Origin of the sequence: Mycobacterium sp. SMC-11, assembly GCF_046250095.1 — a bacterium.
GTDB classification, from domain to species: Bacteria; Actinomycetota; Actinomycetes; order Mycobacteriales; family Mycobacteriaceae; genus Mycobacterium; species Mycobacterium heraklionense_A.
On sequence record NZ_CP176430.1, the window covers coordinates 4,078,436 to 4,094,644 of the forward strand.

Annotated in this window: 15 protein-coding genes; 6 read left to right on the plus strand and 9 right to left on the minus strand. The window is 66.5% G+C overall.

Features of this window, described 5'->3' with window-relative positions:
- The first annotated feature begins 10 nt into the window (after positions 1–10).
- Positions 11–1,453, plus strand: a complete 1,443-nt coding sequence (locus tag ACKY0X_RS19365; protein WP_409427350.1) for a wax ester/triacylglycerol synthase family O-acyltransferase — start codon at positions 11–13, stop codon at positions 1,451–1,453.
- Here the strand turns inward: ACKY0X_RS19365 and ACKY0X_RS19370 are convergent.
- Positions 1,370–2,236: a hypothetical protein gene (locus ACKY0X_RS19370; RefSeq protein ID WP_409427351.1), complete on the minus strand. Its 867-nt coding sequence runs from the start codon at positions 2,234–2,236 to the stop codon at positions 1,370–1,372. The two genes, ACKY0X_RS19365 and ACKY0X_RS19370, sit on opposite strands and share 84 nt — an antisense overlap.
- Positions 2,237–2,305: 69 nt before the next feature.
- Here ACKY0X_RS19370 and ACKY0X_RS19375 point away from each other — a divergent pair, with 69 nt between their 5' ends.
- On the plus strand, positions 2,306–3,397 hold the full coding sequence (locus ACKY0X_RS19375) for an acyl-CoA dehydrogenase family protein (protein ID WP_409427352.1): 1,092 nt from the start codon (positions 2,306–2,308) through the stop codon (positions 3,395–3,397).
- Positions 3,398–3,402: 5 nt separating this feature from the next.
- On the opposite strand, the gene ACKY0X_RS19380 is transcribed toward ACKY0X_RS19375, so the two are convergent.
- Positions 3,403–4,224, minus strand: a complete 822-nt coding sequence (locus ACKY0X_RS19380) for an IclR family transcriptional regulator (RefSeq protein WP_409427353.1) — start codon at positions 4,222–4,224, stop codon at positions 3,403–3,405.
- Between the two features lie 23 nt (positions 4,225–4,247).
- On the minus strand, positions 4,248–5,024 hold the full coding sequence (locus ACKY0X_RS19385; protein WP_409427354.1) for an SDR family oxidoreductase: 777 nt from the start codon (positions 5,022–5,024) through the stop codon (positions 4,248–4,250).
- Positions 5,025–5,124: 100 nt separating this feature from the next.
- Between ACKY0X_RS19385 and ACKY0X_RS19390 the strand changes: the two genes are divergently transcribed.
- Together ACKY0X_RS19390 and ACKY0X_RS19395 are read left to right on the plus strand one after the other, a co-directional pair.
- Positions 5,125–6,750 carry a flavin-containing monooxygenase gene (locus tag ACKY0X_RS19390; RefSeq protein ID WP_409427355.1) on the plus strand — a complete coding sequence of 542 codons (1,626 nt, stop codon included), beginning with the start codon at positions 5,125–5,127 and terminating at the stop codon, positions 6,748–6,750.
- A gap of 214 nt (positions 6,751–6,964) precedes the next feature.
- On the plus strand, positions 6,965–7,564 hold the full coding sequence (locus tag ACKY0X_RS19395) for a TetR/AcrR family transcriptional regulator (protein WP_225407825.1): 600 nt from the start codon (positions 6,965–6,967) through the stop codon (positions 7,562–7,564).
- Here the strand turns inward: ACKY0X_RS19395 and dmpG are convergent.
- The 6 genes from dmpG to ACKY0X_RS19425 all read right to left on the minus strand — a co-directional run bounded on the left by dmpG (position 7,518) and on the right by ACKY0X_RS19425 (position 13,759).
- Entirely contained in the window at positions 7,518–8,546 is a 1,029-nt protein-coding gene (gene dmpG, locus ACKY0X_RS19400) for a 4-hydroxy-2-oxovalerate aldolase (protein ID WP_409427356.1), read from the minus strand. The genes ACKY0X_RS19395 and dmpG overlap by 47 nt on opposite strands.
- The gene (locus ACKY0X_RS19405) at positions 8,543–9,475 is read right to left on the minus strand and encodes an acetaldehyde dehydrogenase (acetylating) (RefSeq protein WP_409427357.1); all 933 of its coding nucleotides are present in this window, start codon (positions 9,473–9,475) and stop codon (positions 8,543–8,545) included. Before ACKY0X_RS19405 ends, dmpG begins: the two co-directional genes overlap by 4 nt.
- Positions 9,476–9,528: 53 nt before the next feature.
- The gene (locus tag ACKY0X_RS19410) at positions 9,529–10,380 is read right to left on the minus strand and encodes an SDR family oxidoreductase (RefSeq protein WP_225404990.1); all 852 of its coding nucleotides are present in this window, start codon (positions 10,378–10,380) and stop codon (positions 9,529–9,531) included.
- Between the two features lie 117 nt (positions 10,381–10,497).
- Positions 10,498–11,343, minus strand: coding sequence for a mycofactocin-coupled SDR family oxidoreductase (locus tag ACKY0X_RS19415; protein WP_409427358.1), 846 nt, complete (start codon positions 11,341–11,343; stop codon positions 10,498–10,500).
- A complete protein-coding gene (locus ACKY0X_RS19420) occupies positions 11,340–12,137 on the minus strand; it encodes a mycofactocin-coupled SDR family oxidoreductase (RefSeq protein ID WP_225404992.1) in 798 nt (265 codons plus the stop codon). The genes ACKY0X_RS19415 and ACKY0X_RS19420 overlap by 4 nt, the downstream gene beginning before the upstream one ends.
- On the minus strand, positions 12,137–13,759 hold the full coding sequence (locus ACKY0X_RS19425) for an NAD(P)/FAD-dependent oxidoreductase (RefSeq protein WP_305071018.1): 1,623 nt from the start codon (positions 13,757–13,759) through the stop codon (positions 12,137–12,139). The genes ACKY0X_RS19420 and ACKY0X_RS19425 overlap by 1 nt, the downstream gene beginning before the upstream one ends.
- Before the next feature lie 121 nt (positions 13,760–13,880).
- Between ACKY0X_RS19425 and ACKY0X_RS19430 the strand changes: the two genes are divergently transcribed.
- The gene (locus ACKY0X_RS19430; protein ID WP_225404994.1) at positions 13,881–14,942 is read left to right on the plus strand and encodes a ferredoxin--NADP reductase; all 1,062 of its coding nucleotides are present in this window, start codon (positions 13,881–13,883) and stop codon (positions 14,940–14,942) included.
- A 75-nt stretch (positions 14,943–15,017) separates the two neighbouring features.
- Positions 15,018–16,199, plus strand: coding sequence for an acyl-CoA dehydrogenase family protein (locus ACKY0X_RS19435; protein WP_225404995.1), 1,182 nt, complete (start codon positions 15,018–15,020; stop codon positions 16,197–16,199).
- The last annotated feature ends 10 nt before the right edge of the window (positions 16,200–16,209 follow it).

Below are 16,209 nucleotides of genomic sequence, written 5' to 3' on the forward strand. Positions count from 1 at the left end.
TGGAGCGGCAATGCGGCGTCTGACCGGCGAGGACAACAGCTTTTTGGCGTGGGAGAACGCCGCCCAACCGCAGCACACGATCAAGGTGATGGTGCTCGACCCGAGCCGCGGACAGCGGCCACTCACCTTCGAGGCGGTCAAGGCGATGGTCCCGGGCCTGGTCGAACGGGTCGAGCCGCTGCAGTGGCAGTTGCTGATGCCCCGGTTGCGGTTCGGTCGGCCCTGGTGGGTGGCCCGGCCGCGCATCGACGTCGAGCACCACGTCCGGCGGGTCACCCTCACCGCTCCCGGGGGCGATCACGAACTGGCGCTGGCGATCGACGCAATCTTCTACGATCGCCTCGACCGCAGTCGCCCGGCCTGGCAGCTGTTCTATGTCGACGGCCTGGCCGACGGCAAGATCGCGCTGATCTGGAAGATTCACCACGCGGTCGCCGACGGCACTGCTTCGCTGCGCATCCTGGAGGCGCTGTGCGGCACCGGCACCGCCCCGTCGACTCCCCCGCGCGACGAGCGCCGGCCGGCGCCGTGGCAGTGGCTGCCGATGGTGGCGCGCCATCAACTCGCCGCGGCGCTTGGCCTGCCGCGGGTGGTGAACCGCACCGTCGCGGTGAGCCGGGTCATTCTGCGGCGCCGCCGAGACGGCAAGCCGGGCTATGCCGCCGCGTTCGCCGCACCCGGCACCCGCTTCAACGCGCCACTGACCGCGGAGCGCCACTTCGCCTTCCGCGGCTGCGATATGACGGTCATCAAGGAAATCGCTCGGGCCCGCGGAGTGACGGTCAACGATGTGTTCCTGGCCGTCTGCAGCGGCGCGTTGCGCGCTTACCTCGACCGGCACGGCGAACTGAGCGAGGAAGCGCTCACCGCGGTGGTGCCGGTGTCGATGCGCCCGCCCGAGGGCGACCCCTGGGGCAACAAGGTGGCCCGGTGGAACGTCGCGCTGGCCACCGATATCCCCGATCCGCTACAGCGGCTGACCACGATCGCCGCGGCGACTCGAATCGCCCGCGAGGTTCAGTCCGAACGCGACCTGTGGCTGCAGCACGACTGGATGGAGTACTGGCCGCTGTTCTGGTTCTACTCGCGCGCCCTGCCGCTGATCGGTGAGCGAACGACGCACCGACCGACGTTCAGCCTGATCGCATCGAATATGCGAGGGCCGCAACAGCTTTACTTTGGCGGCGCGCCGGTCGAACGACTGATCTCATCGGGTCCGCTGGTGTTCCCGATGGGCTTGAACTTCACCGGGTGGAGCTACGAAGGGCAGCTGACGATCGGAGTGTTGAGCTGCGGGGCACACGTGCCCGACCCCTGGCAGATCGCCGACGGCTTGCCAGCGGCACTGGCCGAGCTGGCCAGCGCGGTCTCAGCGGTCGAGGTCATCGAGCAGTCGCAGTGCCAGCCGGCATCCGGTCTGGACGTCACGCCACAGACGGGCGACCGGGTCTGAGGAGTCCAGCGCGTGGCCGCGGCTGCTGCCCAGAACGCGGTCGGCGGCCTCGCGCGCCCGGACGGCGGCCTGGCGCTGAGCCCGCGCCGCAGTCGGCGGGTCCTGCGTCAGCGACGCGATGATCTGCAGCGTGGCGGCGTCGATGTCGGCGGCGGCCCGGGCCGCCTGCCGGGTCGACACCGTCAGATCGGCCGCCTCTGCGCTGCCATAGGAGGCGGCCAGCTTCTCCTGGACCTGGGCGACGTGCACCCGCCACAGTCCGTCGGCGGCACCGGCTACCGCGGCGGCCGCCGCGGCGCCAGTGATTACGGCGGCACCGTCGTCGCGCGCCGGAAAGACCCGCTCTTCGGCGACCGGCAAGGCCGTCACCGTCAGCGCGGCGAGCCCGGCCTCGGGCAGTCCGGCAATTTCGGTGGGCACTACCGCCGTGATATCGGCGCGCGGCACCAGCACCAGGCGGTCTTCATCTACTGCCAGCAGCAACCAGTCGGCAACGTCGGCGCCGGCGACATCGCACCACTGACCGGTCAGCCGCCCCCACTCCAACCGCCCGCCCGGGCCTCGGCCGATCGCGACCCGGGCTGCGGCGTCGCGTCCCCAGATGTGGGTACCGGCGTGGTCGGACAGGGCGCCGGCCCAGTAGGCCGCTGCGTTGGCCATCGCGCAACGCCAGCCCGCGGACCCGTCCTGTGCGGCAGCGGCAGCCACCGCGGCGACGAATTCCTCGACCGGTATGGATTGGCCGCCGAATCGCTTGGGCTGCAACATCTGCCAGGCTCCCATGGAATTCTCCTCGCGGACGTGCGGCCGGCGCCACAATGAATGCTATCCACGACACGAAGGGCGGTGCGCATGGCTGAGGGCGTGTTGGCTGCCGTTCGACCGTTGTTGCCCGCGATAGCCGCGGCCGCCGAAACGGTCGACCGGGACGGCGCGGTGGCAGCCGACACCGTCGCGAGCCTGCGCGACGCGGGTGTGTTCGCGCTGCTGCAGCCCGCTGGCTTCGGCGGTCGACAGAGCGATCCCGACAACTACCTGGCGGTGGTCACTGAGATCTCGGCGGCCTGCACCTCGACCGGGTGGCTGGCCGCGGCGCTGGCGGTCAACTCCTGGCATCTGGCCCTATTCGACAGTGCGGCCCAGCAGGATGTCTGGGGCGGCGATCCCGGTGCGCTGATCTGTTCGGCGTACGCTCCCACCGGCCGATTAGAGCGTGCAGGCGACGGTTTTCGGCTGTCGGGGCGGTGGAGCCGCTGCGCCGGGGCGGAGCACGCCTCCTGGCTGATCGCCGGGGCGCTGGTGGTCGGGGCGGAGGGCGCCGCGCAAGACTTCACGGTGGCGTTGGTGCCCCGCGAGCATTACACCGTCGAGCCGACCTGGAACAGCTTGGGGCTGCGCGGGATCGGCGCCCACGACGTGGTGGTGTCCGGCGCTCCCGTACCGGTCCAGCACTGCTTCGGCTGGGTCAGTGACGCGCAGCGAGCCACGCTCGCACCGCTGTATCGCCTCCCCCAGCCCACGCTGTACACCCACGCCGGCACCGCACCGCTGCTCGGCGCCGCCACGGGGGTACTCGACACGCACCGCGATCAGATGACGAACCCGTTGGGCGTATTGGCCATGGCGGCCGCGGGACTGGAGGTGTCCACCCTGCAGATCCATCGCAACCTGGCCGATCTCGGCGAATGTGCCCGGTCGGGCGCGATCCCCGACGCCGAGCTGATGCTGCGGGCGCGCCGCGATCAGGTGCTTACGTTCGAGCGGGCGATGCAGGCGGTCAAGCGGTGTATCGAGCAGGCCGGCGCCGCCGCGGACGCGCGGCTGGACCGGGTCTGGCGCGACATGCAGACCGCGCGTTTGCACGCCGCCAACGACGTGGAACGGGTGTTGACGGCGGTGGGACAGTTCGCCTTTGGGCTGCCCGTCGACGACCTCATCCTGTGAGGCGGTCAGACCCAGGCGTCGGCAGAGATGGTGCGCAAAACCCGGGACAGCATGCTGTCGGTCTCGGCCTCGCGCTGCTGGCCGTCGGCCGGTGTGGACCCGCTCAACTCGTGGGAGATCCGGCCGGCGGCGCGCATGACGAACGGCGCGGTGCGCTGCAGTCGGTGCATCGGCACCGCGCCCGTCAGCGACAGCCCGGCGATCACGCCGTCGCCCGCCCGGATCGGTGCGGCGACACTGGACAGGCCCACCGCCAGTTCCTCGGTGTCGTAGGCCAGCCCGTGTCTGCTGCGAATCCGGGCCAGTTCGCGGTGCAGGGTCGCCCGGTCGCCGATGGTGGCCCGGGTCCGTTTCGGCAGCCGGTCGCCGACGAGCGCATCGACATCCTCGGCCGGTAGTCGCGCCAGCAGCGCTTTGCCCAGCGCGCTCGCGTATGCCGGGGTACGGCCGGCCACCCGAGTCGGTACCAGCGCGCCACCGTCGCCGGCGACCTTGTCGAGGTAGACCACGTCGGCACCGAGCAGCACCCCGAGGTGCACCACCAGCCGGGTGTCAGCGTGCAGGCGGGCCAGGGTCGGCGAGGCCACGCCGCGCAGTTCGGCATGGTCGACGATCTGCGCCACCGGCAGCGGTGAGGAGGCCATGCCGTAGCCGTCGGGCCGATGCTGCACCAGACCGGCTGATTCCAACTGGGTCAGGATCCGATGCACCGACGAACGCGGCAACCCGGTGCGGGCCGCCACCTGGTCGAGCCGCAGCCGTTTGCCGGGCTCGTCGAACAGGTTGATGATCAGCGCCACTCGCGCCACCATCGACGTGGCATCCATATGCGGGCATTATCCCCGCGACGTCACTGCCCCATCACGTATTTCACCGTGGGCCCCGCGGTCCAGCCACCGTCGACGGCGATCTCCGCGCCGGTGATGTAGGCGGCCTCATCGGACAGCAGGAAGCCGACAGCCCCGGTGATCTCCTCGGGCAGACCGACGCGGCCCATCGGAGTATTCGGGTAGTGCCCCTCGCCTGGTTGGATGCCGACCTGCGCGGTCATCGGGGTGTAGGTCATGCCGGGATGCACCGAGTTGACCCGGATGCGGTCGCCGGCCAGTTCCACCGCCGCGATCTTCGACAGGCCGCGCACACCCCACTTGGAGGCGCCGTACCCGGCGGTCAGCGCCAGGCCCATCAACCCGGCGGCCGACGAGATGTTGACGATGGACCCGCCTCCGGCGACTCGCAGCGGCGCGATGACGGCCTGGATGCCGTTGAACACGCCCACCAGGTTGACCTCCAGCACGCTGCGGAAGTGCGCGACGGGCTCGTGCTCGACGAGTTGCCCGGTCGCCACCCCGGCGTTGTTGACCAGCCCGCTCAGCCCGCCGAACTCGGTGACCGCCGACTGCACCGCGGCTTCCCAATCGGCCGGGTCGGTGACATCGAGGTGGACGTAGCGCGCGGCCTCGCCGAGTTCGGCGGCCAGCCGTGTCCCGTCATCGTCGAGGACGTCACCGATCACCACCCGGCCGCCGCCGGTGACGACGTTCTGGGCGAACGCGGCACCCAGGCCGCGTGCACCGCCGGTGATCAGGACGACTTTGCCGGCCAATCGGGCCGTGTTGGTGAGCATGGCCATAGCTTCGGGGCGCGTGCGCCCCACGTCACAGCCAGTCCCACCCAGCGAGACAACCGGTGGGAGCCGATGCCAACGGTTCCTAAGGTCGCCGGTCATGGAGACGAACGTGGATGTGGTGGTGGTCGGGGCAGGGTTCGCCGGCCTCTACGCGCTGCATCGCCTGCGCGGCGACGGGCTGAAGGTGCGGGTGTTTGAGGCTGCCGACGGCGTGGGCGGGGTCTGGTACTGGAACCGCTACCCTGGTGCCCGCTGCGACGTCGAAAGCGTGGACTACTCCTATTCCTTCGACTCCCAGCTGCAGCAGGACTGGGACTGGTCCGAGAAGTACGCCACCCAACCGGAAATCCTGCGCTACCTCAATCACGTCGCCGACCGTTTCGATCTGCGCCGGGACATCTCGTTCGGGACGCGGGTGACCAGCATGGTGCTCGACGAGACCACCCTGGCCTGGCAGGTCCGCACCGACGCGGGCGAGGTCGTGACCGCCCGGTTCTGCGTGCTCGCGGTCGGGCCGCTGTCCAACGCCAATATCCCGGCGATCGATGGGCTGGAGTCGTTCGCCGGCGAGACCTACCACACGGCGCATTGGCCGCACGGCGGCGTGGACTTCACCGGCAAGCGGGTCGGTGTTATCGGCACCGGTTCCTCGGGCATTCAAGTGATTCCGCCGATCGCCGCGCAGGCCAGCCGGTTAGAGGTGTTTCAGCGCACCGCCAACTACAGCATTCCGGCTGGGAACGCGCCGCTGGACGAAGCCACCCGCGCCGCGCACAAGGCCGGCTACCCCGAACGCCGGCGGCTGTCGCGGGCCAGCGGCGGCGGCTCGCCACACGAGCCGCACCCGTCCTCGGCGCTGGAACTGAGCGCTGAGGAGCGCGACGCCGCCTACGAGCGTCGCTGGCAACTGGGCGGGGTGCTGTTCTCCAAGACCTTCCCCGATCAGCTGGTCACCTTGGCGGCCAACGACACGGCACGCCTGTTCTGGGAGAACAAGATCCGCGCGATCGTCGATGACCCGGCGACGGCCGAACTGCTGATCCCCAAGGACCATCCGATCGGCGCCAAGCGGATCTGCACCGACGACAACTACTTTGCGACCTTCAACCGCGACCACGTGCATCTGGTGAACCTGCGCGCCACCCCGATCGAGCGGATCGACGAGCGCGGCATCTGCACCACCGAGGCGCACCACGATCTGGACGTCCTAGTCTTCGCGACCGGCTTCGACGCCATGACCGGGTCGGTCGCCAAGATCGACATCGTCGGGCGCGAGGGCGTGACACTCAACGACGCCTGGGCCGGCGGGCCCCTCACCTACCTGGGGTTGAGCGTCCCCGGATTCCCGAACCTGTTCAACATGACCGGCCCGGGCGGTCCGTCGGTGCTGGCCAACATGGTGCTGCACTCCGAATTGCATGTCGACTGGGTTGCCGAGGCGATCGCATACTTGGATGCGCATGGCTCCGCCGGCCTGGAGGCCCGTCCCGATGCGGCCGCCGACTGGGGCGCCGAATGCGCCCAACGCGCGGCAGACACCCTGATGACGCAGGCGAATTCGTGGTACCTGGGCGCCAACATCACCGGGCGGCCGCGCGTTTTCATGCCGTTCGTCGGTGGTTTCGGCACCTACGGCGCGATCATCTCCGACGTGGCGGCCGCGGGCTACAAGGGATTCGACGTTGTCGAGGCGGACCCGAACGGCCTGAACCGCGTCACATGATGGCCCTTTAGGTCCCGGACGAAAGCGTTCCAATGAGCGAGCAATGATCACCTGACGGCGCGGTGCGCGCCCTATCGTGCCTCTTCTGAGGCCCCACCATAGCGGGGCTGTTTCAGGGCGGATGCCTTGAGAGAAGAGGATCGATGTGTTTATCCGGCGCGGTACGCCAAGCCGTCCGTTAACTCAGCTGGACCAACATCACCGGCGCGAACGCATGCTGGCCGCCGCATCGCGCCAGGCCGTCAATGGCTACGACGCGGTGCAGATACGGGCTGTAGCGGACGCCGCTGGGGTATCTGTCAGCTCTGTATATCACTACTTTCCATCAAAGGACGGCCTGCTGCTGGAGTGCTTATACGCCTGGTTGTGCGAGTTCACGCCTGGCGAAGCGCCCGCTACCATCGGCGTGAGCAAGCCGCATCACCGACTGTTACGCATTCTCGAATCGCTTACTGGTGAACTGTCATTGGCACCACGACTCGCAGATGCCATGGCCCGCGCCTACTTGAATGCGACTGGAGCAGCTTCGAGGAAAGCCGACCTGGTGCGGGACCGGCTGATTCAGATCTTCACTGACGCCCTGCAGCACGAGGAACCCGATTGGCCCGACCACAACCACCAAGTGGCGGCACTGGTCACGGATGTGTGGATCGCGAATGTCCTTGCGGTTGCCCAAAGTCGGACCACCACGCGGGACCTGCTTCGGCGCCTCGGGCACGCTCTCTCCGCTATCAGCGAAAATGCCGACCAACGCCGTCATGCCGCGATTATTTCGCGGCCCGCTCCCGCTGGATCTCCAGGGCGATGTCGATGAGCTGGTCCTCCTGGCCGCCGATCAGCTTGCGCTGCCCGGCCCGGTGCAGCAGCTCGTGAGCGGGCACACCGTAACGCTCGCCCTGGCGCACCGCATGCTTGAGGAAGCTGGAGTACACCCCGGAATAGCCCATGATCAGCGCGTTGCGGTCCAGCACGCACTCGGCCGGCATCACCGGGCGAACCACTTCCTCGGCGGCATCGGCGATGTCGAAGAAGTCGATACCGGTCTTGATCCCGACCTTGTCGAACACCCCGATCAACGCTTCGACCGGCGCGTTACCCGCACCCGCACCGAACCGGCGCACCGAGCCGTCGATCTGCTTGGCACCGGCGCGCACCGCCTCCAGAGAGTTAGCGACGCCGAGCCCGAGGTTCTCGTGACCGTGGAAGCCCACCTGAGCGTCATCACCGAGCTCGGTGACCAACGCCTGCACCCGATCGCGAACACCTTCGAGCACCAGCGCACCGGCCGAGTCGACCACGTACACGCACTGACAACCGGCATCAGCCATGATGCGGGCCTGCGCGGCCAGCTTCTCCGGGGACACGGTGTGGGCCATCATCAAAAACCCGACGGTCTCCAGGCCCAGCTCGCGGGCAAGCCCGAAGTGCTGGATGGAAACATCAGCCTCGGTGCAGTGGGTCGCGATCCGGCAGATCACCCCGCCGTTGCCCTGCGCCTCCTTCATGTCTTCCTTGGTCGCCACGCCGGGCAGCATCAGGAAGGCGATCTTGGCGTCCTTGGCCGTGGCCGCCGCGAGCTTGATCAACTCCTGGTCGGGAGTCTTGGAGAACCCGTAGTTGAAGCTGGACCCGCCCAGCCCGTCACCGTGGGTCACCTCGATCACCGGCACTCCAGCGGCGTCGATCGCGGCGACGATCGCCGAGACCTCGTCGGGGGTGAACTGGTGCCGCTTGTGGTGGCTGCCGTCGCGCAGCGAGGTGTCGGTGATCCGCACATCGAAGATGTGGTCGCTCATTTCGCTCCTCCAGCCTTTGCTGCCGCCATCTCGCGGGCGATCTCCTCGCCGACCTTGGTGGCGGCGGCGGTCATGATGTCCAGGTTCCCCGCATACGGCGGCAGGTAATCGCCCGCGCCCTCGACCTCGACGAAGGTGGTGACCACGGCGCGCCCGCCGGAGTTCAGCGACGGCTCGTCGAACTGCGGCTCGTTGAGCAGCCGGTAGCCCGGCACGTAGGTCTGCACCTGGGCGACGACGTCCTTGATGGACGCGGTGATCGCGTCACGGTCGGCGTCCTCGGGGATCTGGCAGAAGATGGTGTCGCGCATGATCATCGGCGGGTCGGCGGGGTTCAAGATGATGATCGCCTTGCCGCGCTCGGCACCACCGATGGTCTGCACACCCGCCGAGGTGGTCTTGGTGAACTCGTCGATGTTGGCGCGAGTGCCCGGCCCGGCCGACACGCTCGCCACGCTGGCCACGATCTCTGCGTACGGCACGGTGCCGCCCTGGGCTTTGACCGCGCGGGTGACCGCGTACACGATCGGAATGGTGGCCTGGCCACCGCAGGTGATCATGTTGACGTTCGGTGCGTCGACGTGTTCGTGCAGGTTTGCCGGCGGAATCACCGCCGGGCCCACCGCGGCCGGAGTCAGGTCAATGGCCCGGATGCCGGCGGCCTCGTACTTGGGCGCGTACGCCTTGTGCACGTAGGCACTAGTGGCCTCGAAGACGAAGTCCGGCTTCTCATCCAACCCCAGCAGCCAGTCCGCCCCCTCAGCCGAAGTCTCCAGACCAAGCTTGCGGGCCCGGGCCAGGCCCTCGGACTCCGGGTCGATACCGATCATCCAGCGTGGCTCCAACCACTCCGAACGCAGCAGTTTGTACAGCAGGTCGGTGCTGATGTTGCCCGACCCGACAATCGCCACTGAGGCTTTAGCAGCCATGTCAACCTCCTTTACTTGAAAATCATTCGGACGGGGATCAACGGTCATCGAACTCAGCGTTTGGACCGCCCATAACCGAGGAAACGCACCAGGTAGCGAGGCAGACTGTTGACGGGCACGGCGACCGGCCAGGAATCGGCGCGGAAGTAGGAATCAGAGCCTCCGTCCACGAAAACGACGCTGCCACACATAAAGTCAGCTGCGTCGGAGAGCATGAACAACATCCAGTCGGCGAGCTGGCCTGCGTCGCCGTAGCCTCCTACCGGTACCGGAAACGCCTTGACCGACTTGGCTTCTTTCGGATTGGCTAGCTGTTCGGCCAGCAGAGGGGTCATGATCGCCCCCGGAGCGAGCACGTTGAGGCGGATGCCCACGCCGGCCCAGTCTCCGGTGACCGCGTGGCGGCGCACCCAGCGCGACACCGCGATCTTCGACGCCGCATAGATGATGGCCGCCGAATTCTTGCCGAAGAGCTGGACCGCGCGCAGCGCTTTGTCCACGTCACCGGCGAGCAAGGCGCGGATCGCGCGGCGAGGTACCAGCGGTGTGGTCGTAGTCGAATTGCTTCCGATGACAACCACCTTGGCCCGCTGGGTACGAGCCAGAGCCGGCCGCAAGGCTGTCAACAAGTCGACGACGCCGAAGTAGTTGACCTGGGCGATCAAACGTTGCCGTCCGCGTATCGGGCCCAAACCAGCTGCAAGTACGGCGCCGTCGAGAATGCCGCCTGAGTTCTCCAGCGCGCCTTCGGCGGCCGCCTGGCGTCCCTCCGCGGTCGACAGGTCAGCCCGTATCTCCGCGTCTTGGATATCGATGCCGATGACGGTATGCCCGGCAGCTCGAAGCTTTTCGGCGGCCTGATGCCCCATGCCCGATGCCGATCCAGTCACTACGTACGTCCCCAATGAGCACCTCTCAGTATCGTTAACCGTGATTCGGGCCGCCGGTGAGAAGAGCTCTCCTCATCCAATCCAAGGCTCGACTCAGAGACGTTGGTGCACTCGGGACGTCTGAGATGTGCTTCATCTCCCCTGTCGCTGGGTGCTGCCGGCGTCCACCGGAAGGGCGACGGCCGTGACGTAGCGGGCCTCGTCGGACACCAGGAACAGGCACGCATTGGCCACGTCCACTGGTTCCACCCACGGAATGTCGAGCATGTTCATCGCCTTGGCTGCGTCGGCGAACTCGTCTCGTGTGGGTGGCCGCTGCAGGTCCGGACGAAAGGCGCCCCGCACAGCATCGTTCTGAATGAGTGGACTGTCGACATTCGTCGGATGGACTGTGTTGACCCGAACACGGTGCGGGGCTAACTCATTGGCAAGACTGCGCATCAGCCCGACCATTCCGTGTTTGGCCGCAGTGTAGTGGGCGACACCGGACAAACCTCGGAGCCCAGCGATGGAGCTCACCAGAACCATTGCACCACCTCCGCGCGCGATCAGGTGCGGTGCGCTCACCTGACAGGTATGGAACACGCCGGTGAGATTGACGTCCAGCATTGCCCGCCAGGCTTCTTCCGGCAGGTCGACCGCAGATCCGCGGGAAGTGATTCCCGCGGTGGCGCAGACGATATCGAGTCCGCTGTGCCGGCTGACTGCGTTGTCGACAGCTGCGCGCAGCGCCTCCTTATCGCGTACATCCGCCACCGCCGCTGTCATCCGGCCGCCGACGGCGCCTACCTGGCGGACGGTCTCAGCAAGGTCCTCGGGGGTGGAGTGCGGCACCCGGGCCGTATCGATCGGACCGCACAAATCAATGCCGATGATGTCGGCGCCCTCTTGGGCGAACCGCACCGCCTGCGCCCGCCCGATTCCACGGGCCGCGCCGCTGATCAGCGCGACCTTTCCGGCAAGTCGAGGAATCGTCATGTCTTCTGGGTCAATCCGGCATCGACCACCAGCTGAGCTCCGGTGATATACCGGGCGTCGTCGGAGGCCAGGAACACCGCGGCGTTGGCAACGTCATGCGGCTCCACCCACGGCACACTGAGCAGATTGCGCGCCGTCAGGATCTTGACCGCGTCGGCTTCGGTCGGATTATCGAGGTCGGGGCAGAGCCGTCGGTAGGTCGCTTCGTTGCGGACCAGCGGCGTGGCCACCGCGCCGGGGTGCACGGTGTTCACCCGGATCCCGTATGGGCCCAGTTCGTTGGCGAGTGTGCGGGCCAGTCCCACTGCAGCATGCTTGCTGGCGGTGTAGTGCGCGGTATCAGCCGGACCACGAATTCCGCTGGTCGAATTGATGATAACGATCGAACCGCCCGGCCTCAGATGTGGTGCGGCGGCCTTGACGGTATGCCACACACCGGTGAGATTGACATCGAGCGCGTCCTGCCAGACGTCGTCGGGCAGTTCCCAGACCGGAGCTCCGGGAGCGTGGACTCCGGCATTGGCGATCACGATGTCCAGACCGCCCAGTGCTGTCACGCCGGCATCGACGGCAGCCGACAACGAAGGAAGATCCCGGACATCGGCGATGCCGGTGAAGCATCGCCGTTTCTCATCAACCAGTACTGTCGCCATCATTGCCAGATCGTCTGCCGCGCTGCATCGGTCAATCGCGATAATGTCTGCGCCGGCCGCGGCAAGCCGCTCGCAGTGGGCACGGCCCGTACCACGCGCAGCGCCCGTGACCGCGGCGACTTTGCCGGCCAGGTTCGGCATCAGGGCGCCTTGAGCAGGGCGAATCCCTTGTACCCCGCGTCGGCAACCTCGGCACAAATATCGAGGTAGGTTGCGAAGCCGCCGATGAAAAGCATGAATACGCGGGGCTTTCCCGGCACGTTGGCCCCCACATACCATGAGTTCGCCTTGGGAAAGAGGGTGGCGTCGGCTCGCTGATTGCATTCTGTAACCCAGGCATCGACGGCAGCGGAGGTGGCTTCCATGGCCGCGTAACCATGCTTGTCCAGATAGACGATGGCCTCGGAGATCCACTGGATGTGTGCCTCAGCATGCAGAACCATATTGGCCAAGACCGCCGGCGCTCCCGGCCCGGACACCAGGAACAGATTGGGGAATCCGTCGACACCGAGACCGAGGTAGGTGCGCGGGCCGTGCGACCAATCATCGACCAGCTTCTGACCCCCGCGACCGACGATATCGATCTTGGCCAGGGTGCCGGTCATGGCGTCGAAACCGGTCGCCAGGACGAGGGCGTCGAGGTCGTAGTGCACCTCGGACGTCGCGACGCCCGATTCGTCGATCGACTCGATCGGGGTCTTGCGAACACTGACCAATGTGACGTTCGAGCGATTGAACGTTTGGAAATAGTTGGTGTCGGTGCAGATTCGCTTGGTGCCGATCGGATGATCATTGGGTATCAGCAGTTCGGCGACTTCGGGGTCATCGATCACCGCCCGAATCTTGCCTTCGTAAAACTTTCGAGCCTCCTCATTAGCCTCGATGTCGATCATCTGGTCAGCGAAAGTCTTGGAGAACAGCACCCCGCCCAGCTGCCAGCGTTCCTCGAAGGCCGCCCGGCGCTCTTCGGGACTGGCTTGCATGGTCAACTTCGGGTGTGCCACATGCGGCGACCCTCCGCCACTGCGCCAGGACAACCGGCGCCGTTCGCCGTAGGTGGCCTTGGCGTGTGCGATCTCCTCGGCGGTCAACGGGCGGTTGCCCGCGGGCACGCTGTAGTTCGGGCTGCGCTGGAAGACGACCAGCTGCGCGGCCTGTTCGGCGATGAGTGGAATCGACTGCACACCCGAGGAACCGGTCCCGATGACGCCGACCCGCTTTCCAGTGAAGTCCACTCCTTCGTGCGGCCAGTGCGCGGTGTGATAGATCGGGCCGCCAAAGGTCTCCAGCCCCGGGATATCCGGAGTCAAGGGTGAGGACAGCGGCCCGGTGGCCATCACCACGAAGCGCGCGACGACGGTTTCTCCGTTGTCGGTAGCGATCGTCCACCGCATCGAGTCCTCGTCGAGAACGGCCGAGACCACCCTGGTGTTGAACGTGATCCCCGCCCGCAGGTCCAGCTTGTCGGCGACCCAGTTGATGTAGTCGAGGATCTCGGACTGGGTGGCGTACTTCTCGGTCCAGGTCCACTCCTGCTGCAACTCATCGGAGAACGAATAGCAGTAGTCCAGGCTCTCGACATCGCAGCGCGCTCCCGGGTACCGGTTGTAGTACCAGGTCCCTCCGACTTCGGGTGCCGCTTCGAAGACGCGTACCGACAGCCCCTGCTGGCGGAACCTATGCAGGGCATACAGGCCACCGAACCCCGCACCCACCACGATGACGTCGACATTGCTTTCGGTCGCGCTGCTCACGGCGGCCACCGTAGGCGGTCACCGAGGATTCCGGCGCCGACACTTCCCGGTCAACGGGCATCGGGAAATTTCTCCCGGCCACCGGTGATGTCGGTCCGGGGAATTCCCTCGCCCGCTCACAATGTCGGCCATGACCGATGCAGGATCTGCCGGCCGAGCCGGGGACGGCACACGCGCCGCAGCACTGACCGTCACAGCCATCATCGAGGAAAGCCGCGACGCGAAGTCGGTGGTGCTGGCGATTCCCGAAGAGCATCAGGACCGATTCGACTACCGACCGGGGCAGTTCCTGACGGTGCGCGTACCAAGCGCCCTAACCGGGTCGGCCGCCCGTTGCTACTCGCTGGCAAGTTCTCCGCACACCGATGCCGCGCACAAAGTCACCGTCAAGCGTACGAATGGCGGATACGTATCGAATTGGCTGTGCGACAACGTTTCCGTCGGCGACACCATCGAGGCCCTTCCGCCGTCAGGGCAATTCACGCCCGCGGATCTGGACGCGGATTTTCTGTTATGGGCGGCAGGAAGCGGCGTCACCCCAGTGATGTCGATCCTCAAGTCGGCGCTGGCTGCCGGCACCGGACGGGTGGTGCTGTGCTATGCCAACCGCGACGAGAGCTCGGTCATCTTCGCGGCCGAGTTGCGAGACCTGGCTGCGCAATACGCCGGTCGGCTCACAGTTCTGCACTGGCTCGAGTCGATCCAGGGCCTGCCTACCCGCGCTCAGATGGGCGGCTTCGCCCGGATGTTCACCAGCTACCAGTCATTCGTATGCGGCCCCGAACCGTTCATGGCGGTGGTGAAAGAAGCGCTGAGCGAGGCGGGCGTGCCACGCGAGAACATTCACCTCGAAGTGTTCCAGTCACTCACCGGTGACCCATTTGCTGAAGTCGCGATCGAAGATTTCGCCGGCGATGCCGAAGCGGCCGACGCGGAGGTCACTCTCGACGGGCAAACCCATCGCCTCTGTTGGCCCAAGTCCCGCAACCTGGTTGACGTGATGCTCGCAGCGGGCCTCGACGTTCCGTTCTCCTGCCGGGAGGGCAACTGCGGCTCGTGTGCGGCAACGGTAGTCGAAGGACAGGTCGATTTGGGCAATGCCGCGATCCTCGAACCCGAAGACATCGCCGAGGGGTTGTTCCTGGCCTGCCAGGCACGTCCGTTGTCCGACAAGCTGCATGTCGAGTTTTGATCCCGAGGGTGAATGTCGTCCGCTCACCGGGACGAGGCCGGCAACCACGCACTCCCCACGTCCACCATCGTTGGCATGACTAAACGGGTGATCGACCGCATCGCGGAGCTAGCCGACCAGCTGCGCGAGCAAGCCGAAGAAGCCGAGAAGATCGGCAAGCTGACCGACAACACTGTCAAGTCGATGAAGGAGATCGGCAGTATTCGGCTGTTGCAGTCGAAGAAGCACGGCGGGCTGGAGGTGCACCCCCGTGAGTTCGCCGAAACAGTGATGGCGACCGCCGCCCTGGATCCGTCCGCGGGGTGGATCAATGGCGTGGTCGGCGTTCACCCCTACCAGCTCGCCTACGCCGACCCTCGAGTCGGCGACGAGATCTGGGCAGACGATGTCGACACCTGGGTGGCTTCGCCCTACGCACCACAAGGCGTTGCCAAGCCGGTTGAGGGTGGTTACCTCTTCAACGGCCGTTGGCAGTTCAGTTCGGGCACCGACCACTGTGACTGGATCATTCTGGGCGCCATGATCGGCGACGCCGAGGGAAAGCCGTTGATGCCCCCGCAGATGTTGCACATGATCCTGCCGCGCAAGGACTACCAGATCGTCGAGGATTCCTGGGACGTCGTGGGATTGCGCGGCACCGGTTCCAAGGACGTCATCGTCTCCAATGCCTTTGTGCCGAGCTACCGCACGATGGACGCGCTGGAAGTTATGGACGGCACCGCCCAACGCGAGGCCGGAATGACCGAGGCGCTCTATTTGATGCCCTGGTCAACGATGTTCCCGCTGGGCATTTCTTCTGCGACTATCGGCATCGCCGAGGGTGCCTTGGCCGCCGCGCTGGATTACCAGCGCTCGCGGGTGAATTCCAGCGGTGTTGCAATCAAGGATGACCCCTATGTGATGTTCGCGATCGGTGAAGCCGCCGCCGACATCAACGCAGCTCGTCAGGAACTCCTGGCCAACGCCGACCGGATATATGACATGGTTGCCGCCGGCAAGGAGGTCTCGTTCGAGGATCGAGCGGCTGGGCGCCGCACACAGATTCGCGCGGTATGGCGCGCGGTCTCCGCGGTCGACGAACTCTTCGCCCGGTGCGGCGGAAACGCGACGCGGATGGACAAGCCCCTGCAGCGGTACTGGCGCGATGTCCATGTCGGACAGGTGCATGCCATCCACGCCCCGGGAACGGTCTATCACGCCTCGGCACTGAGCTCGCTCGGCGTGGACCCACAGGGCCCGCTGCGGGCAATGATTTAGGGGACGCCCA

Bases quoted from the DNA above. Each gene is read 5' to 3' on its own strand.
- ACKY0X_RS19380 (WP_409427353.1), bottom strand. From the start codon at position 4,224: ATGGATGCCACGTCGATGGTGGCGCGAGTGGCGCTGATCATCAACCTG.
- ACKY0X_RS19385 (WP_409427354.1), bottom strand. From the start codon at position 5,024: ATGCTCACCAACACGGCCCGATTGGCCGGCAAAGTCGTCCTGATCACC.
- dmpG (WP_409427356.1), bottom strand. From the start codon at position 8,546: ATGAGCGACCACATCTTCGATGTGCGGATCACCGACACCTCGCTGCGC.
- ACKY0X_RS19370 (WP_409427351.1), bottom strand. From the start codon at position 2,236: ATGGGAGCCTGGCAGATGTTGCAGCCCAAGCGATTCGGCGGCCAATCC.
- ACKY0X_RS19375 (WP_409427352.1), top strand. From the start codon at position 2,306: ATGGCTGAGGGCGTGTTGGCTGCCGTTCGACCGTTGTTGCCCGCGATA.
- ACKY0X_RS19365 (WP_409427350.1), top strand. From the start codon at position 11: ATGCGGCGTCTGACCGGCGAGGACAACAGCTTTTTGGCGTGGGAGAAC.
- ACKY0X_RS19395 (WP_225407825.1), top strand. From the start codon at position 6,965: ATGCTGGCCGCCGCATCGCGCCAGGCCGTCAATGGCTACGACGCGGTG.
- ACKY0X_RS19415 (WP_409427358.1), bottom strand. From the start codon at position 11,343: ATGACGATTCCTCGACTTGCCGGAAAGGTCGCGCTGATCAGCGGCGCG.
- ACKY0X_RS19390 (WP_409427355.1), top strand. From the start codon at position 5,125: ATGGAGACGAACGTGGATGTGGTGGTGGTCGGGGCAGGGTTCGCCGGC.
- ACKY0X_RS19420 (WP_225404992.1), bottom strand. From the start codon at position 12,137: ATGCCGAACCTGGCCGGCAAAGTCGCCGCGGTCACGGGCGCTGCGCGT.
- ACKY0X_RS19435 (WP_225404995.1), top strand. From the start codon at position 15,018: ATGACTAAACGGGTGATCGACCGCATCGCGGAGCTAGCCGACCAGCTG.
- ACKY0X_RS19405 (WP_409427357.1), bottom strand. From the start codon at position 9,475: ATGGCTGCTAAAGCCTCAGTGGCGATTGTCGGGTCGGGCAACATCAGC.
- ACKY0X_RS19430 (WP_225404994.1), top strand. From the start codon at position 13,881: ATGACCGATGCAGGATCTGCCGGCCGAGCCGGGGACGGCACACGCGCC.